The 14,253-nt window shown below is 58.7% G+C and carries 12 protein-coding genes and 1 riboswitch; of the genes, 9 read left to right on the top strand and 3 right to left on the bottom strand.

The genetic code is table 11. The annotated features are described in order from the left end of the window. Window positions 1-8 precede the first annotated feature (8 nt). The 7 genes from JDEN_RS12240 (at window position 9) to mnhG (ending at window position 7,710) form a co-directional block, all read left to right on the top strand. The gene (locus JDEN_RS12240; protein ID WP_015772683.1) at window positions 9-1,163 is read left to right on the top strand and encodes a hypothetical protein; all 1,155 of its coding nucleotides are present in this window, start codon (window positions 9-11) and stop codon (window positions 1,161-1,163) included. Between the two features lie 108 nt (window positions 1,164-1,271). Next, window positions 1,272-4,283 (top strand): Na+/H+ antiporter subunit A, encoded by a 3,012-nt coding sequence (locus JDEN_RS12235; RefSeq protein ID WP_015772682.1) that lies wholly within the window; start codon window positions 1,272-1,274, stop codon window positions 4,281-4,283. Beyond that, window positions 4,280-4,759, top strand: a complete 480-nt coding sequence (locus JDEN_RS12230; protein WP_015772681.1) for a Na(+)/H(+) antiporter subunit C — start codon at window positions 4,280-4,282, stop codon at window positions 4,757-4,759. Before JDEN_RS12235 ends, JDEN_RS12230 begins: the two co-directional genes overlap by 4 nt. Then, window positions 4,756-6,348 (top strand): Na+/H+ antiporter subunit D, encoded by a 1,593-nt coding sequence (locus JDEN_RS12225; protein ID WP_015772680.1) that lies wholly within the window; start codon window positions 4,756-4,758, stop codon window positions 6,346-6,348. The genes JDEN_RS12230 and JDEN_RS12225 overlap by 4 nt, the downstream gene beginning before the upstream one ends. Further along, window positions 6,345-6,953, top strand: coding sequence for a Na+/H+ antiporter subunit E (locus JDEN_RS12220; RefSeq protein WP_015772679.1), 609 nt, complete (start codon window positions 6,345-6,347; stop codon window positions 6,951-6,953). Before JDEN_RS12225 ends, JDEN_RS12220 begins: the two co-directional genes overlap by 4 nt. Next, on the top strand, window positions 6,950-7,306 hold the full coding sequence (locus JDEN_RS12215; protein WP_015772678.1) for a monovalent cation/H+ antiporter complex subunit F: 357 nt from the start codon (window positions 6,950-6,952) through the stop codon (window positions 7,304-7,306). Before JDEN_RS12220 ends, JDEN_RS12215 begins: the two co-directional genes overlap by 4 nt. Further along, complete coding sequence (gene mnhG / locus JDEN_RS12210; protein ID WP_015772677.1) at window positions 7,303-7,710, top strand: monovalent cation/H(+) antiporter subunit G; 408 nt, start codon at window positions 7,303-7,305, stop codon at window positions 7,708-7,710. Before JDEN_RS12215 ends, mnhG begins: the two co-directional genes overlap by 4 nt. Window positions 7,711-7,725: 15 nt before the next feature. On the opposite strand, the gene JDEN_RS12205 is transcribed toward mnhG, so the two are convergent. After that, entirely contained in the window at window positions 7,726-8,733 is a 1,008-nt protein-coding gene (locus JDEN_RS12205; RefSeq protein WP_015772676.1) for an alpha/beta hydrolase, read from the bottom strand. After that, window positions 8,730-9,671: an LppM family (lipo)protein gene (locus tag JDEN_RS13920; protein WP_015772675.1), complete on the bottom strand. Its 942-nt coding sequence runs from the start codon at window positions 9,669-9,671 to the stop codon at window positions 8,730-8,732. Before JDEN_RS13920 ends, JDEN_RS12205 begins: the two co-directional genes overlap by 4 nt. Before the next feature lie 240 nt (window positions 9,672-9,911). Between JDEN_RS13920 and clpB the strand changes: the two genes are divergently transcribed. Beyond that, a complete protein-coding gene (clpB, locus tag JDEN_RS12195; protein ID WP_015772674.1) occupies window positions 9,912-12,509 on the top strand; it encodes an ATP-dependent chaperone ClpB in 2,598 nt (865 codons plus the stop codon). A gap of 91 nt (window positions 12,510-12,600) precedes the next feature. After that, on the top strand, window positions 12,601-13,224 hold the full coding sequence (locus JDEN_RS12190; protein ID WP_015772673.1) for a TetR/AcrR family transcriptional regulator: 624 nt from the start codon (window positions 12,601-12,603) through the stop codon (window positions 13,222-13,224). On the opposite strand, the gene JDEN_RS13280 is transcribed toward JDEN_RS12190, so the two are convergent. Further along, window positions 13,211-14,065 (bottom strand): C40 family peptidase, encoded by an 855-nt coding sequence (locus JDEN_RS13280; protein WP_083775232.1) that lies wholly within the window; start codon window positions 14,063-14,065, stop codon window positions 13,211-13,213. The two genes, JDEN_RS12190 and JDEN_RS13280, sit on opposite strands and share 14 nt — an antisense overlap. After that, window positions 14,065-14,236, bottom strand: a riboswitch (cyclic di-AMP (ydaO/yuaA leader). (Overlaps the previous gene by 1 nt.) Window positions 14,237-14,253 lie beyond the last annotated feature (17 nt).

Raw genomic sequence — 14,253 nt, 5'->3', positions numbered from 1 at the left:
CAGGAATAATGGTCAACTCACCCGTTCACATTGCTTTGGATACCACCCCACTACCGGCTCTTGCGGGGGGCGGAGAGCGGCAGCGGGACGTCACTCACCTGCTTGCCCTGCCAGACTTTGTTGACCCTGGTGACTTGGAGTTCCTTATTCAGTCCCGGGTGCCGCGTGCAGCCTGGGAGACGCTTCCAGCGGAAGCCGGGACAGCCGATGCGGTTCGGCTGTTGCCGGGCCGCTTACGGATGTCCCCGCGTACGGTGGTGCACGGACCGTACGCACCTCTTGCTGCCGCCGAAGATGGTCGAGCGTACCCGCACCCGGCAGGGTTCGCATCGACAACCCAGGTGGTGTACGCCTTAACGACGCGGCGTGAACGCGGTGAGCCGCCACTTGAGGGAGTGGGGGACCGCGATGGGATCGCCAGAATGTTCGCGGAGGCCCTTCCTATCCGGGAGGAAGGGCGTCAGGTTCTCCTGCTGGTGGCGTTAGCTCGGCTATTGGAAGGGACTGTTCACTGTGAGGCGGTGACCCCGCCACCACGCCGGGTGCCATCCCGCGACGATGACCCGCAGCGTTACCGCAGCGTCACCCCTGACGCGAAAGCGAACGTGAACCTCACCGTCTACTCCGATGTGTGGTTGGATCCCGCTGCGGCTCTTCGTCTGGCACACATCACCGTCCCCGCTATGGGGTACATGCCCACGGAAGCAGATTGGGATGGGCCTGCCCCTGTGCCTGACTTTTTGCGTCAAGACACCCCACTGAGTGATGACCTGATTTCTCTGATCCACAAAAACGCGGATGACACCGACCGGGAGGTACTCGCTGTCCCGGCAGAACGTTCCGCCTACGGTCTGGTGTATGAGGGCCCTGGAGGAAACCTTGTCACCATCGACATCAACGGTGTGGACGTTGTTCCCCCGGTCCTTGACGGCCTCGACTGGGTCGCCAATGGGGTGATCGAATACCGGTTCGCCTGGACACCCGACGACCTTGTTGACTGGCAACGCGAAACACCATCCTTTGACCTGCGAAAACACCGTACCCGTATGGCCGGTGTGATCCTCGGGTTAGCACACGATTTTTATGCCGCAACAGGTGGTGAAGTCGTCGACCAAGACGGGTTCCTCAAGGACCCCAGCCAGCTACGGTCATCACGGGGGTAAGGTCACCCAAGAAATGTCACACAAACAGATGAAGCGTCAACTACTGTCGTCCTGATATTCTTGACCCGAGGTTGATAACCATCCGCCCACCGCAAGGACGGAGAACGCATGCTCGGAATCATCATTATTCATGCGGTGATGGCTGTCTGCGCACCTCTGGTTGTGCATCGTCTTGGACGTCAGGCTTTTGTGGTCATGGCACTCGCTCCAGCGAGTGCTTTTGTCTATGCACTATGGTCCGCGCCCGCCGTACTCTCGGGGAAAACCCCCGAAACAGTCGTGTCGTGGATCCCTGCTCTTGGACTGGACATCGCAGTGCGACTCGACACACTGTCGTGGTTGATGTTGCTGATTGTGTCCGGTGTTGGGGTGGCAGTATTCATCTACTGCAGTGCGTATTTCGCCAAAGAAGCTAGTGGCTTGAGCCGATTCGCCGGGGTGCTCACAGCGTTTGCCGGTTCCATGGTAGGACTCGTCGTCGCCGACGACCTCCTGCTGATGTTCATATTTTGGGAACTCACCACAGTGTTTTCCTACCTGCTCATCGGGCATTACTTTGAGCGCAAAACTGCACGACGTGCCGCCATGCAAGCCATCATGATCACCACGGCCGGGGGTCTTGCCATGCTGGTTGGTGTGGTCATCCTTGGGGTCGCATCAGAAGGCGGATTCCGTATCTCCGCGCTTCTGAACAACCCGCCAACCGGCCCACTCATCACGGCCGCAGCAGTGTGCATATTCGCTGGAGCAGCCAGTAAATCCGCGCTCATCCCCACCCACTTCTGGCTTCCTTCCGCCATGGCAGCACCCACCCCAGTGTCGGCGTACTTGCACGCTGCGGCCATGGTCAAAGCAGGGGTCTACCTCATCGCACGGATGACACCCATGTTCTCCACCATCAGTGTATGGACGTGGCTCGTCATCATCCTGGGTGGTGGCACACTCCTTGTTGGCGGGTACCGAGCATTACGGCAGCACGATCTCAAACTCCTCCTTGCTTACGGCACTGTGTCCCAACTGGGGCTCATCATCCTCATTGTCGGGCTAGGAACACAATCTGCGGCGCTTGCCGGCGTCACCATGATCCTCGCGCATGCCCTGTTCAAAGCGGCACTGTTCCTCACCACCGGAGTGATTGACGCATCAGCAGGAACCCGTGATATCCGGCGTCTGTCCGGGGTCGGTAAAGCAATGCCCGTTGTCGCTGGAACAGGAATACTCGCCGCCGCCTCCATGATGGGCCTGCCTCCCTTCCTCGGGTACGTCGCCAAAGAAGCCGCCCTCGAAGGCATCATCCACGACGGGGTCCCCGGGCAAGCCGAATGGGTTGGCGCACTCGTTGTGGTGCTCATCGCTGTGGGTTCCGCATTAACCGTCGCCTACGGGGCACGATTTGTGTGGGGTGCGTTCGCAACGAAAACCACACGCCCAGTCATTCCACTGCCCACGCACAACGCGGAAGGCGACGTCGTCGACTCGTCACTGGTGACCGCCACCACCATGTCACGCCCCTCCTGGACCATCCAAACGCCAGGAGCAGTGCTCGCCCTGGCCGGGCTGATCCTCGGGCTACTCCCCACGCCGCTTGGCAACACACTGTCAGGGTACGCACACACCCTCCCGTCGGGTGACCCTGGCTACCTCACCCTATGGGCAGGATTCGGGGCGCCCTTCTGGATCACCATCACCATCCTCAGCGTTGGTGCCATGCTGTTCGCGGCCCGACGCACCGTGGAATCCTTCCAAGCCGCCGTCCCCAATGTACAAGACTCAGAACGCGCCTACCGGCGCTTCATGCGCCTCCTCGATGACGCCGCAGCCGATGTCACCGCGATTACCCAACGCGGTTCACTGCCCTACTACCTTTCCATCATTCTCATTTTCACTGTCTCTGTCGCAGGGTACGCACTCCTGCGCACCCGACCTGAGCTCTTCCAGGTCAAACTCTGGGACACCCCAGCCCAAGCTCTCGCGCTCGGGGTTATTGTCCCCGCCGTGATCCTTGTGGCACGTGCTCGGCGCCGGGTGAAAGCTATCGTTTTGATGGGCTTTGGTGGGTACTCCATCGCTGCAATTTTCCTGCTCCACGGTGCCCCTGACTTAGCGCTCACCCAAGTCTTGGTGGAAACCGTCACGATCGTGGTCATGGTGTTGGTGTTGCGGCGACTCCCGCCGTATTTCTCGGACCGTCCTTTGCGTGCATCGCGGTTCGGTCGGCTCGCACTCGCTATAGTCGTGGGGGTTTTTGCTATGGCCCTTGCTGTGATCATTCCTAACGCCCGAATCCACGAGTCGGTGACCGTGGACTACCCAGCGGAGGCTTACGAGTTTGGTGGGGGCAAGAACGTCGTCAACGTGGCGCTCGTGGACATGCGCGCCTGGGACACTGTTGGTGAAATCACCGTTCTTCTGGTGGCTGCAACCGGCGTTGCATCGCTGATCTTTTTGTCGCGACGCACCGGTGAGGTGTTCCGGCTACGGCACGTTGACGATGTCATTGAGGAGTCTCGAGTGTGGAGCGCCGGGATGGCTCCGATGCCCAACAAGGACACGGACCGCCTAACGTTCGTCGAGATGGTCACCACAACAGGCGCATCTCAACTCGCGGCCCCGAATCGGTTCCGTAAATGGTTGCGGGCAGGTCCCACCTTAGCCCCGCAGCGGCGATCCATTATTTTCGAAGTGGTCACTCGGCTCATGTTCCACTCGATGGTGCTCTTTGGCATGTTCCTGTTGTTCTCGGGGCACAACGCACCAGGTGGTGGTTTCGCTGGTGGGCTCGTTGTGGGAATCGCACTCGTGATTCGCTACCTCGCGGGCGGCCGGTACGAACTCGGCGAAGCCGCCCCAGTGAATCCGGGTGTGCTCCTTGGGATCGGGCTGTTTCTTTCCGCTGGGGTGGGGCTCGTAAGCCTCATCGCGGGTGGTGAAGTACTGCAGTCGGTCATCGTTGAGTTCACGGTGCCCTTGCTGGGAACTGTGAAGTTCATTTCGACGCTTATTTTTGATATTGGAGTGTTCTTGCTGGTTGTTGGTTTGGTGCTCGACGTACTCAGGTCATTAGGGGCCGAAATCGACACACACATAGACACCCCTGAAACAGAGGGGGCCTCAACATGACCGATATGGTTCCTTCACTCATGTTGGTTCTCGCTGTGGGGGCGTTTGTCACGGCGGGTGTCTACCTCCTCCTGGAACGGTCACTGACGCGAGTGCTCGTAGGTTTCATCCTCATCTCCAATGGAGTGAACATTTTGCTCCTGCTGTCTGGAGGAAAGGCTGGGGGAGCCCCGATTGTAGGGGTCACCGCGGAGGAAGACATGGCTGACCCGCTTGCCCAGTTCATGATTCTCACCGCCATTGTGATCACCTTTGGGTTAACAGCGTTCATTTTGGCTATGGCGTACCGTTCCTGGCAAATGCACGGTCACGATGAGGTTCAAGACGACCTTGAAGACCGAAGAATTGCTCGGTTGGCCGCCCGCAACGCACCAACAGTGGCAGGCAGCGACACCGCAGATACCTCAGATCTGAGTGTCGATGACGAAGCATCTGAAGCTCGGGACGAAACAGCACGAGGGGAGGAGCCATCATGAGCTACACCTGGCTGGTACCGCTCCCGGTGATGATTCCGCTGTTCGCGGCTGGGCTTGCGCTTGCGCTGTACCGTCGTCCTCGCCTCCAACAAGTCATTTCTGTGGTTGCGCTGATGCTCATGGTGGTGTTTTCCGCCTGGTTGATGGCTGTGGTTGATGCAGGACCGATCGTTGTGAATTCGGGTGGGTGGGCGGCACCTGTTGGAGTTGCGCTGGTGGGAGACCGGTTGTCGGCTCTGATGCTGACGGTGTCATCCACTGTTCTGTTAAGCGTGATGGTGTACTCGATTGGTCAGGGAATTAGCGACGGGAACCACAAAGCACCTGTCTCGATCTACCACCCCACCTATTTGGCGTTGGCGGCTGGAGTCTCCAACGCCTTCCTCGCCGGTGACTTGTTTAGCATTTATGTGGGATTCGAAATGCTCCTCGTGGCGTCATACGTCTTACTGACACTGGGTGGCACCTTTGAACGGATCAGAGCTGGCGCGATCTATGTTGTGGTGGGTTTGCTGTCCTCGATGATCTTCTTGACGGCGCTGGCCATGATTCATGCAGCAACGGGAACGATGAATCTCGCGCAGTTAAGTGTCCGGTTAGCTGAGATTGATCCTGACGTTGCGTTGGTCTTGCAGATCCTCCTTCTCCTGGGGTTTGGTATCAAGGCTGCGATCTTCCCGTTGTCTTCGTGGCTGCCTGACTCCTATCCCACGGCTCCGGCCCCCGTGACTGCTGTGTTTGCTGGGTTACTCACCAAGGTGGGTGTGTATGCAATCATGAGGACTCAAACGTTACTCTTCCCCTCGGGGCGGCTTGATGATGCGCTGATGTGGTTAGCCTTGGCTACCATGATCATTGGAATCCTCGGTGCTGTCACACAAAACGACATTAAACGTTTGTTGTCCTTCACGTTGGTGAGCCACATCGGGTATATGGTCTTTGGAATCGCGCTGGGGTCAAAAATTGGTCTTGGAGCGGCAATCTTCTATGTGGCCCACCACATCACCGTGCAAACCACGCTGTTCCTCATTGTCGGCCTCATTGAGCGCCGTGGCGGAACGACATCGCTGACACGCTTGGGAGGGCTTGCCAAGGTTGCCCCTGGGCTTGCTGTGTTGTTCTTCATCCCAGCAATGAATTTGGCAGGAATCCCGCCGTTCTCCGGGTTTTTAGGCAAAGTGGGGTTGTTGGAGGCAGGCGCCGCTCAGGATCGTCCGCTTGCTTGGGTTCTGGTGATCGGGTCGGTTGTTGCCTCGCTCTTGACGTTGTACGCGATCGTAAAAGCCTGGAACAAGGCGTTTTGGCAGCCAGGGACAGACGATGTCCCTGATGTGAAACTTCCCCGCATCATGGTGGGGCCAGCAGCAGCATTGCTGCTGGTGACGCTCGCGATCACAGTGTTCGCTGGGCCTCTCTACGATTACGCGAACCGGGCTGCAACAACAATGATGGATTCGCGGAACTATGTCGATGCGGTGTTGTCTCCGGAAGGGCGTGGAGATGGCCACTCGACTGACAAAGATGGTCCAGGGCGAGTTGACGAGTCCAACTTGCGGGACGCGGATGCTGAGGAAGGGGTCGTGTCATGAGAGCCCTTGTCCGCCGTATCCAGTGGGGTGGCGTCGCGTGGTTGGCCGTGGTGTGGGTGTTGTTGTGGGGTGACCTGTCGTTCGCGAACGTTGCAGGCGGCGCTCTTCTCGGCGCATTCATCATGAGGGTCTTCCCCTTACCGCCGCTAGAGTTTCATGGTCGGGTGCGTTCCTGGTATTTCTTCCTTATGGTGGCGCTCTTCCTCAGGGATGTTTTTAGGGCATCTTTTCAGGTGGCTTTCCTGGCGCTGCGGTGGTGGCATCGTCCGCGAAGTGCGGTGGTGCGCGTTCAGTTGCGGTCTCGGTCAGATCTGTATCTGTCAATGACCGCTGAGATGAGCACACTTGTCCCTGGTTCGTTGGTGATTGAAGCGCACCGGTTGACGTCAACGTTGTATTTGCATGTGCTTGATATTGATCATTCAGGGGGGGTCGACAAGGTCCGTGAGACGGTGTGGGAACTTGAGTCCCGGGTGTTACGTGCGCTTGGTTCAGATGAGGAGCTTGCTGATGCGGGTGTTGCGCTGGGGCGGAAAGGGCCGGTCGTTGCTCCAACTGCACGCGAAGGGCGTGTCGTGACACAACGGGGGAAGGACGACGCATGACTGTGGTACTCAACGTTGTTTTCGCGGTCTGTGCTCTGATGCTTGGGGTAGCGGGCATCATGGCTCTTATTCGGGCGGAACGCGGACCAACTATGCTCAACCGAACGTTGGCTCTCGATGTGTTCGCCACTGTCCTGATCGGGGGAATCGCGTTGGAGGCGGCTTTTAGCCGCCGGACTGACACCCTGCCGATTCTTGTGGCGCTCTCACTTGTGGGTTTTGTGGGGTCGGTGACGATCTCACGGTTCGCAGCACGGGAACCAGTTGAAGAACGTCGTGTTCTCACCACCCAGGAGATTGCTCGTGAAGAGGAGCTTCGGCGCCGTCGCGAAGAAATGGAGAGTGAGCAATGAACTGGGGGATAATCGCTGACACGGTTGCAGCACTGTGTTTGCTCGCTGGTGCTTTTCTCACGTTGGCCGCAGGAGTCGGTGTGCTGCGTTTCCCTGACCTTCTCGCCCGGATGCACGCGGCCACTAAACCCCAGGTGCTTGGGCTTATTCTTATGCTCACTGCGGAAGCACTGCGGGTGCGCAACTGGGGCGTGGTGGGGCTCCTTATCCTGATCGTGATTTTCCAACTACTGACCGCCCCGGTGTCTGCGCACATGGTGGGGCGAACTGGTTACCGGCTTGGGCAGCTCAACAAAGACGAGTTAGAACGCGACGAACTAGCAGAAGATGCGCAGCGCGCATCGGCAGTTGTGCACAACACCACCACACGACAAGACGCCGCAGAAGAGGATTCTGCCAGCTAGTTGCTGGGCTTGGGTTTAGTCAGCGAGGAACCCGCGGTCCGTGAGCCACGCCGCGATGTGGTCATAATACGCCTGCCGGGCTTTCTCTGACTGCGACAAGGACAGGTCGTGGGCGCCTTCGTCAACTTGGGCAACGGTGACGTCGCGTCCTAGCCGTTCAGCGCCGTCAAGGATGTGCTCAACCCGCAGGACGGAATCTGTCGTGAGGAGTTCCTCGTGAAAGCGAGTGGCAGAACCAGACCGGGTTGAGGACAACACCAACACTGGCATAGGCAGGTGCAACCCTCGGCGAATGGCATGGTGCCCACGCCGGATCGCCATGAGCCACGCTGCTCGAACAGGAAAGCCGTCATGAGGTTTCCACGTCAAGTCATAATCCCACTGTCCACCAGAATCGCGGTGAAGTGCCCGGCCGTAGTGAGGGGCCAACGCCCCCACGGGGCGGCGCGGGTGACAGCGGGCAACCAGTGGCATGACAAGGTCAACAAACCATGTGACGATTTGAGGTTTATTGAGGTCAAACCACGGGGAGTTGAGGATGACACCGTCAATGGAGTCGTTCACGTTTGCCCACAGCGAGGCGATCAGCCCACCCGTTGAGTGGCCAAGGACAACAAACAGGTCATGTCCTTCTTCCTCGCGGATGATGTGTTGAGCTGCCTCAAGCTCTCGACGGTAGTCGGCGAGCTCTGTCACATAATTTGGTGTTTGTTCAGGCCGTAGGGAACGACCATATTTACGCAGATCGATAGCGTAAAAATCGAATCCTAGGGACTCAAAGAACTCGGCCTGGTGCTCCTGAAAGAAGTAGTCCACAAAGCCATGAATTGCCAGGACAGCGCGTCGGTGGCGTGGGCCAGCCGTGCGCCGCACGAGCGTTGCATTGACTGCGCCTTCCTCGTCGCAACCCACGTGTAGTGTCCTGGCTACCCAGGAATCACCTAAGACGTCACGGCGCCATACGCCGCTGTTGTCATCGTGAAATTCAGGGGCGCGGGGTGAGGCGGAGGGCGTGGTACTCATGGTTTGTCGTGATCCGTTGGTGAGGCGTCAGGGCGTGGTGTGGGGGTGGGGTTGTGCGCTGGGTCAACCGTGGCTGCAGGCGGGGTTGGTGCCGGTGGTGCTGGTGGTTCGGACCCGCTGGTGGGTGGTGCTGGTGGTTCCTGAGGGTAGATAGTCCCTGCCTCTTGTGGCAGGGGGCTCGCGCCAGGCGGGGGAACTTGGCCATCATTGTGGGCCTGGTTGCGCCGAGAACGGCTGATCACGACGATGATGACCACGACAATGGCAACGAGGACGAGGGACAGTGCGATGAGCAGTCCAATAAGCCAGCCTGGCAGACCGCCTTCTGGTGTGCTGAGGATGTCTAGTCCAGATCCGGTGGCTTCCCCGCGTGCTTCCATGACGAGGTCTTCACCCGGGGTGTAGGTCCAGGTGACAGTCTTCCCGTCGATGTCACCGTTGGTTTCAATGACATCACCAGGGAAGGTGATGGAGAACCGAACATCCATGGAACTCAACATGGGATCTTCCAGTCCGGCAAGTTCTGGGTCAGAGAGCTGGTCTTCGAAGACTCCGCTCACCACAAAAACATCGTCTTCTCGGATGATGGAGAGTGCCTCATCGTTGGCGGTGTCGTTGATGGGGGTCGCTTCGAACACGTAGCGCGTCCCGGTGTAGGAGTCTTCTTGGTAGGGCTCCTCGGACGTGGCACCGGCGCCAATGCCTTGGTCTGCTGCGCCGTCACCGGTAGTGAGGAGGGCGTCTGCGACTTCCTCGGGCGTCATGCCCAGGCTTTCTGCAAACTCGTCCGAGACCGCGAAGATGATTTCTCCAGACGCGGTGTTGTCGTTATTGAGCGTGAGGTCGGTGTGGACTCGGACGCAACCAGTAAGAGCGACCAACGTCACTGCGGCAACGACAATGCGTGCGATCGCTGTTGTGTGGGGTGAGGTTCGCATGGTGGCCTTTTTTCTGAGGGTCGTCATTGACGAGGTGGTGGCTTCTGCCGTGCCCGTGGGTTTTGGGGTGGTTGCCGTGTGGTCCGCGGTCAGTGTTCTTACAGACTAACCGGTTCATGGGGTTCACGCGGGGTGGAATACACGACTGAGAGATGCAAATCAAAGTTGAGTGGAATAGACTCAACTTTGAGCGGGTTCTTCTTCATAGACACCTCATACACGAGTACAGAAGGCACGAACATGGAACCAAAGAACACCTCAATGACCCAACAGGCGCTCAGTGACGCCATTCAGTCCGCCACAGCCGCCTCCCACCCCCAAGTCGACGCCCTCCACCTGCTGTCAGCACTGCTTGACCAAACAGATGGATTCGCCAGCGAACTACTCCGACTCACCGGAGTGAACACCCAGACGCTGGGGGCAGATGTCCGGCGCGCACTGGTCGCACTCCCCACTGTCAGTGGCACCTCGGTCACCCAACCTACTGCGTCCCACGACCTCGGGCTCGCTCTTCAACGTGCCCGCGCAGAAGCAGATAAAGCAGGAGATACCTATGTCTCCACTGAGCACCTCCTCCTCGGAATTGCCCACACACAGTGCACAGCCGGCGACCTCCTCACCAAAGCTGGAGCCACCTACGAGGCGCTGACCCAACAACTCCCCTCACTCCAACAGGGCAAAGATCGCAACTCAGCGAACCCAGAAGGAACCTACAAAGCGTTAGAAAAATACGGAATCGATCTCACCGCAGCAGCACGAGAGTCCTCCTTGGACCCGGTGATCGGCCGAGACACCGAAATCCGCCGCGTCATCCAAGTGCTGTCCCGGCGCACCAAAAACAACCCAGTCCTTATCGGAGAACCTGGCGTCGGGAAAACGGCAGTCGTTGAAGGGCTAGCCCAGCGCATCGTCAAAAACGACGTCCCCGAATCACTGCGCAACAAACGACTCATCTCCCTTGACCTCACAGCCATGGTTGCCGGCGCAAAATACCGGGGTGACTTCGAAGAACGCCTCAAATCCGTCCTCGACGAAATCAAATCCTCAGACGGAGAGATCGTTACGTTCATCGACGAACTGCACACAGTCGTGGGAGCAGGCGGCGGGTCAGAAGGAGCAATGGACGCCGGTAACATGCTCAAACCCATGCTTGCACGAGGAGAGCTGCGCCTCATCGGGGCAACAACCCTCGACGAGTACCGCGAAAACATTGAAAAAGACCCAGCGCTCGAACGCCGATTCCAGCAGGTGTACGTTGATGAACCATCCGTGGAAGACACCATCGCAATTCTGCGCGGTCTCAAACCCCGCTACGAAGCGCACCATGGTGTCGAAATCTCAGATGGCGCAGTTATTGCGGCAGCAACACTGTCCCACCGGTACATCACCGGTCGACGCATGCCCGACAAAGCGATCGACCTCATTGACGAGGCGGCCTCCCGCCTGCGCATGGAAATGGACTCCTCCCCAGTCGAAATTGACACCCTGGAACGATCTATTGAACGCCTCACCATGGAAGAGATCGCGCTGCGCGACTCCGACGCCGCCTCAGCCCCGACCCGGCTTGACGAGGTGCGCGCCCAACTCGCTGACGCCCAAGAACAACTCCTGGTACTGAACGCCCGATGGGAACGCGAACGCGGTGGTCTCAACAAAGCGGGAGAACTACGCAAACAACTCGATGACCTCCACGCCCAAGCCGAACGCGCTCAACTGGACGGTGACCTAGAAACAGCGTCAAGGATCCTTTACGGCGAGATCCCTGCCGTTCAACGAGCACTGGACGACGCCGTGACCGCTGAGAACATCACCGCCGAGACAGACACGCGAGAACGCCTTGTCGGTGAACGCGTTGACGCCCACGAAATCGCTGAAGTTGTCGAAGCGTGGACCGGTATCCCGGTCGGGCGTCTCCTCCAAGAGGAATCCGACAAACTCCTCCACATGGAAGAACGTATCGGTGGGCGTCTGATTGGTCAGGAAGAAGCAGTCGCGTCGGTATCCGATGCGGTGCGTCGCTCCCGGGCAGGGGTTTCTGACCCGAACCGACCCACCGGGTCCTTCCTGTTCCTTGGCCCCACCGGGGTCGGGAAAACCGAACTTGCTAAGGCGCTCGCGGAGTTCCTCTTCGACGATGAGCGTGCCATGGTCCGCATTGACATGTCGGAATACGGTGAGAAGCATTCGGTGGCTCGGTTGGTGGGGGCTCCTCCTGGGTATGTGGGTTACGACGAGGGTGGACAGCTCACTGAGGCGATCCGCCGTCGTCCGTATTCGGTGGTTCTGCTTGATGAGGTCGAGAAAGCTCACCCCGAGGTTTTTGACATCCTCTTGCAGGTCCTTGATGACGGCCGACTCACCGATGGTCAGGGACGAACCGTGGATTTCCGCTCCACAATTCTCGTGTTGACCTCCAACATCGGGTCACAGTTCCTCATTGATCCGATCACTGATGCACAGGCGAAGCGGGAGTCGGTGATGGCGGCGGTGCGCGCTCACTTTAAGCCGGAATTTTTGAACCGGCTTGATGATGTGGTCATGTTTGATGCGTTGACGTTGCCTCAGCTGACGAAGATTGTCGATATGCAGGTCGCTGAGATTGAGCGGCGTGTGGCGGATCGGCGGATGAGTGTGACGGTGTCAGATGATGCGCGCCGTTGGTTGGCGGAAACCGGTTTTGATCCAGTGTATGGGGCGCGTCCGTTGCGCCGGTTGGTGCAACGGGAGATAGGCGACCGTCTTGCTCGTCTGATTTTGGCGGGGGAGGCGGTGGAGGGCAGCGTCATTGCTGTGTCTGCTGGCCCCGACGGGTTGATTGTTGATGTGCGGCCCGTGTAGGCGGTGATGGACGCACAAGTGTCCTAGGTCACATTGTGTGGTTGAATGTGAATACCTACCGCAACAACGGGGTTGAAAGGCGGACATCGTCATGGCCAGATACGCGCGCGGGAAATCAACCCGTGAGGAGATCATCAAAGAAGCGATGATCGTGTTTGCCAAGAACGGGTATTACGAAGCGTCACTACGTGATATTTCCGCCCGTGTTGGCATCTCCCACCCCGGGTTGCTCCACCACTTCCCATCCAAGAGCGACCTGTTGTTGGCCGTGTTGGATGCGCGTGACGCCGAGGATGTGCGCATCACGTTGCCGTTGCTGGAGCAGGGCTATGACTTGGTCGACGCGATCGTGGAGTTGGCGGAGCGCAACATGGAGCGCCCGGGGATGGTGTCGTTGTTTGCGAAGTTGAGTGCGGAAGCAACGGACCCGGCGCACCCTGCCCATGAATATTTTTCGGAGCGCTACCGGCGCACCCTTGAGGGATACACCCTCTATTTTGAGGAGTTACGCCGCCAAGAGAAGTTGTCACCCACGCTTGATCCAGCGGAAGTGGCCAAAGCGCTGGTGGCGTTAATGGATGGGCTGCAAGTGGTGTGGTTATACGGGTGGCGGTCAGGTCTCCCTGACCGCCACGTCGATATGCCACGCATCGTGCGCGAGTTTCTCTCCTTCACTGGGCGTGGGAACACCCCGGAGACAGTTACAACCGGATGAAAACGGGGTTGGACTGCCACATTTTTCGGACGGCGATTTTCTTGCCTGGGCGTGGCGCATCGATAATTTTGCCGTTGCCTGCGTAGATCGCGACGTGGCCTGGGCTCCAGACGAGGTCGCCTGGTCGTGCGGCGCTGCGCGATACTCGCTTGCCCGCGCGCTTTTGGGCGCTTGAGGTGCGGGGAAGTTTTTTCACGCCAGCTTTCTTGTACACGTACTGGGTGAACCCTGAGCAATCGAAGCCACGACTAGGGCTGGTGCCGCCACTGCGGTATTTCACGCCGACTTGAGCTTTCGCAATGGCAAGGACCTTGTCAGTCTTTGATGCTTTGACCTGCACGCGGGTGGCCTTTGACCCGGTGGTGCTGATGTTCTTTGCGGAGCCTGTTGGCAGGTAGCGCACGGTCACGGTGTGCTTCTTGGCGGAGAGCTTCTTTGAGAGCCGGTAGGTTGCCTTCCCGTTTTTCAGGGTTTTTGTGGCAACGCGTTTCTTGCCCACGTAGAACTGTGCTTTTCCGGTTGCTGCTTTGCCTGCCACAACAACTTTGGTGCCAACTTTGGCGGGGGTGGAGCCTTTAGCCCATTTTTTCTTGGACGTCGACACCTTGATGCTGGGTGCCTTCTTGACCGCAGTGTTCAGGGGTGTTGCTGCTGCCACTGGCGCGGTGGCTACTGTGGTGGCTGCGGTGCTTGTCGGGGTGGCTTGCGCTGTTGCTGGTGCGACGATCCCGGCGAGGATCAGCGAACCAGTGAGTGCAGCGATGGTCAGGGTGGGGCGGCGCTTGCGTGTTGTGCCCGGTTTTAGGGCGTGCTCAGGCGCCACGCGTTGTGTACGTGTCATGGTGATACCTCGGACGCCTGTGAGGTGAGCTGTCGGGTTCGGAACGAGGTATGTCCCGGCCGCGGATGCGGCTTCACCCCAAGGTTGACAAGCAACCGGAAAGAGTGGGTCCCCCACTGCTGCCGTAAGTCCAGGAAACCAGATGCCGGCAGCACTCGGCGTTCATCTGGTATCTCGACGTCATCTGA

Source organism: Jonesia denitrificans DSM 20603, from assembly GCF_000024065.1.
In the GTDB taxonomy this organism is placed as follows: Bacteria; Actinomycetota; Actinomycetes; order Actinomycetales; family Cellulomonadaceae; genus Jonesia; species Jonesia denitrificans.
The sequence above is the reverse complement of the archived record's forward strand: the minus strand, read 5'-3'. Positions and strand labels throughout refer to the sequence as shown.

What these genes read in the sequence shown, in the direction of transcription:
- JDEN_RS12220 (WP_015772679.1), top strand. Translation starts at nt 6,345, where the DNA reads ATGAGAGCCCTTGTCCGCCGTATCCAGTGGGGTGGCGTCGCGTGGTTG.
- JDEN_RS13920 (WP_015772675.1), bottom strand. Translation starts at nt 9,671, where the DNA reads ATGCGAACCTCACCCCACACAACAGCGATCGCACGCATTGTCGTTGCC.
- JDEN_RS12215 (WP_015772678.1), top strand. Translation starts at nt 6,950, where the DNA reads ATGACTGTGGTACTCAACGTTGTTTTCGCGGTCTGTGCTCTGATGCTT.
- JDEN_RS12190 (WP_015772673.1), top strand. Translation starts at nt 12,601, where the DNA reads ATGGCCAGATACGCGCGCGGGAAATCAACCCGTGAGGAGATCATCAAA.
- JDEN_RS13280 (WP_083775232.1), bottom strand. Translation starts at nt 14,065, where the DNA reads ATGACACGTACACAACGCGTGGCGCCTGAGCACGCCCTAAAACCGGGC.
- clpB (WP_015772674.1), top strand. Translation starts at nt 9,912, where the DNA reads ATGGAACCAAAGAACACCTCAATGACCCAACAGGCGCTCAGTGACGCC.
- JDEN_RS12230 (WP_015772681.1), top strand. Translation starts at nt 4,280, where the DNA reads ATGACCGATATGGTTCCTTCACTCATGTTGGTTCTCGCTGTGGGGGCG.
- JDEN_RS12240 (WP_015772683.1), top strand. Translation starts at nt 9, where the DNA reads ATGGTCAACTCACCCGTTCACATTGCTTTGGATACCACCCCACTACCG.
- JDEN_RS12235 (WP_015772682.1), top strand. Translation starts at nt 1,272, where the DNA reads ATGCTCGGAATCATCATTATTCATGCGGTGATGGCTGTCTGCGCACCT.
- JDEN_RS12205 (WP_015772676.1), bottom strand. Translation starts at nt 8,733, where the DNA reads ATGAGTACCACGCCCTCCGCCTCACCCCGCGCCCCTGAATTTCACGAT.
- mnhG (WP_015772677.1), top strand. Translation starts at nt 7,303, where the DNA reads ATGAACTGGGGGATAATCGCTGACACGGTTGCAGCACTGTGTTTGCTC.
- JDEN_RS12225 (WP_015772680.1), top strand. Translation starts at nt 4,756, where the DNA reads ATGAGCTACACCTGGCTGGTACCGCTCCCGGTGATGATTCCGCTGTTC.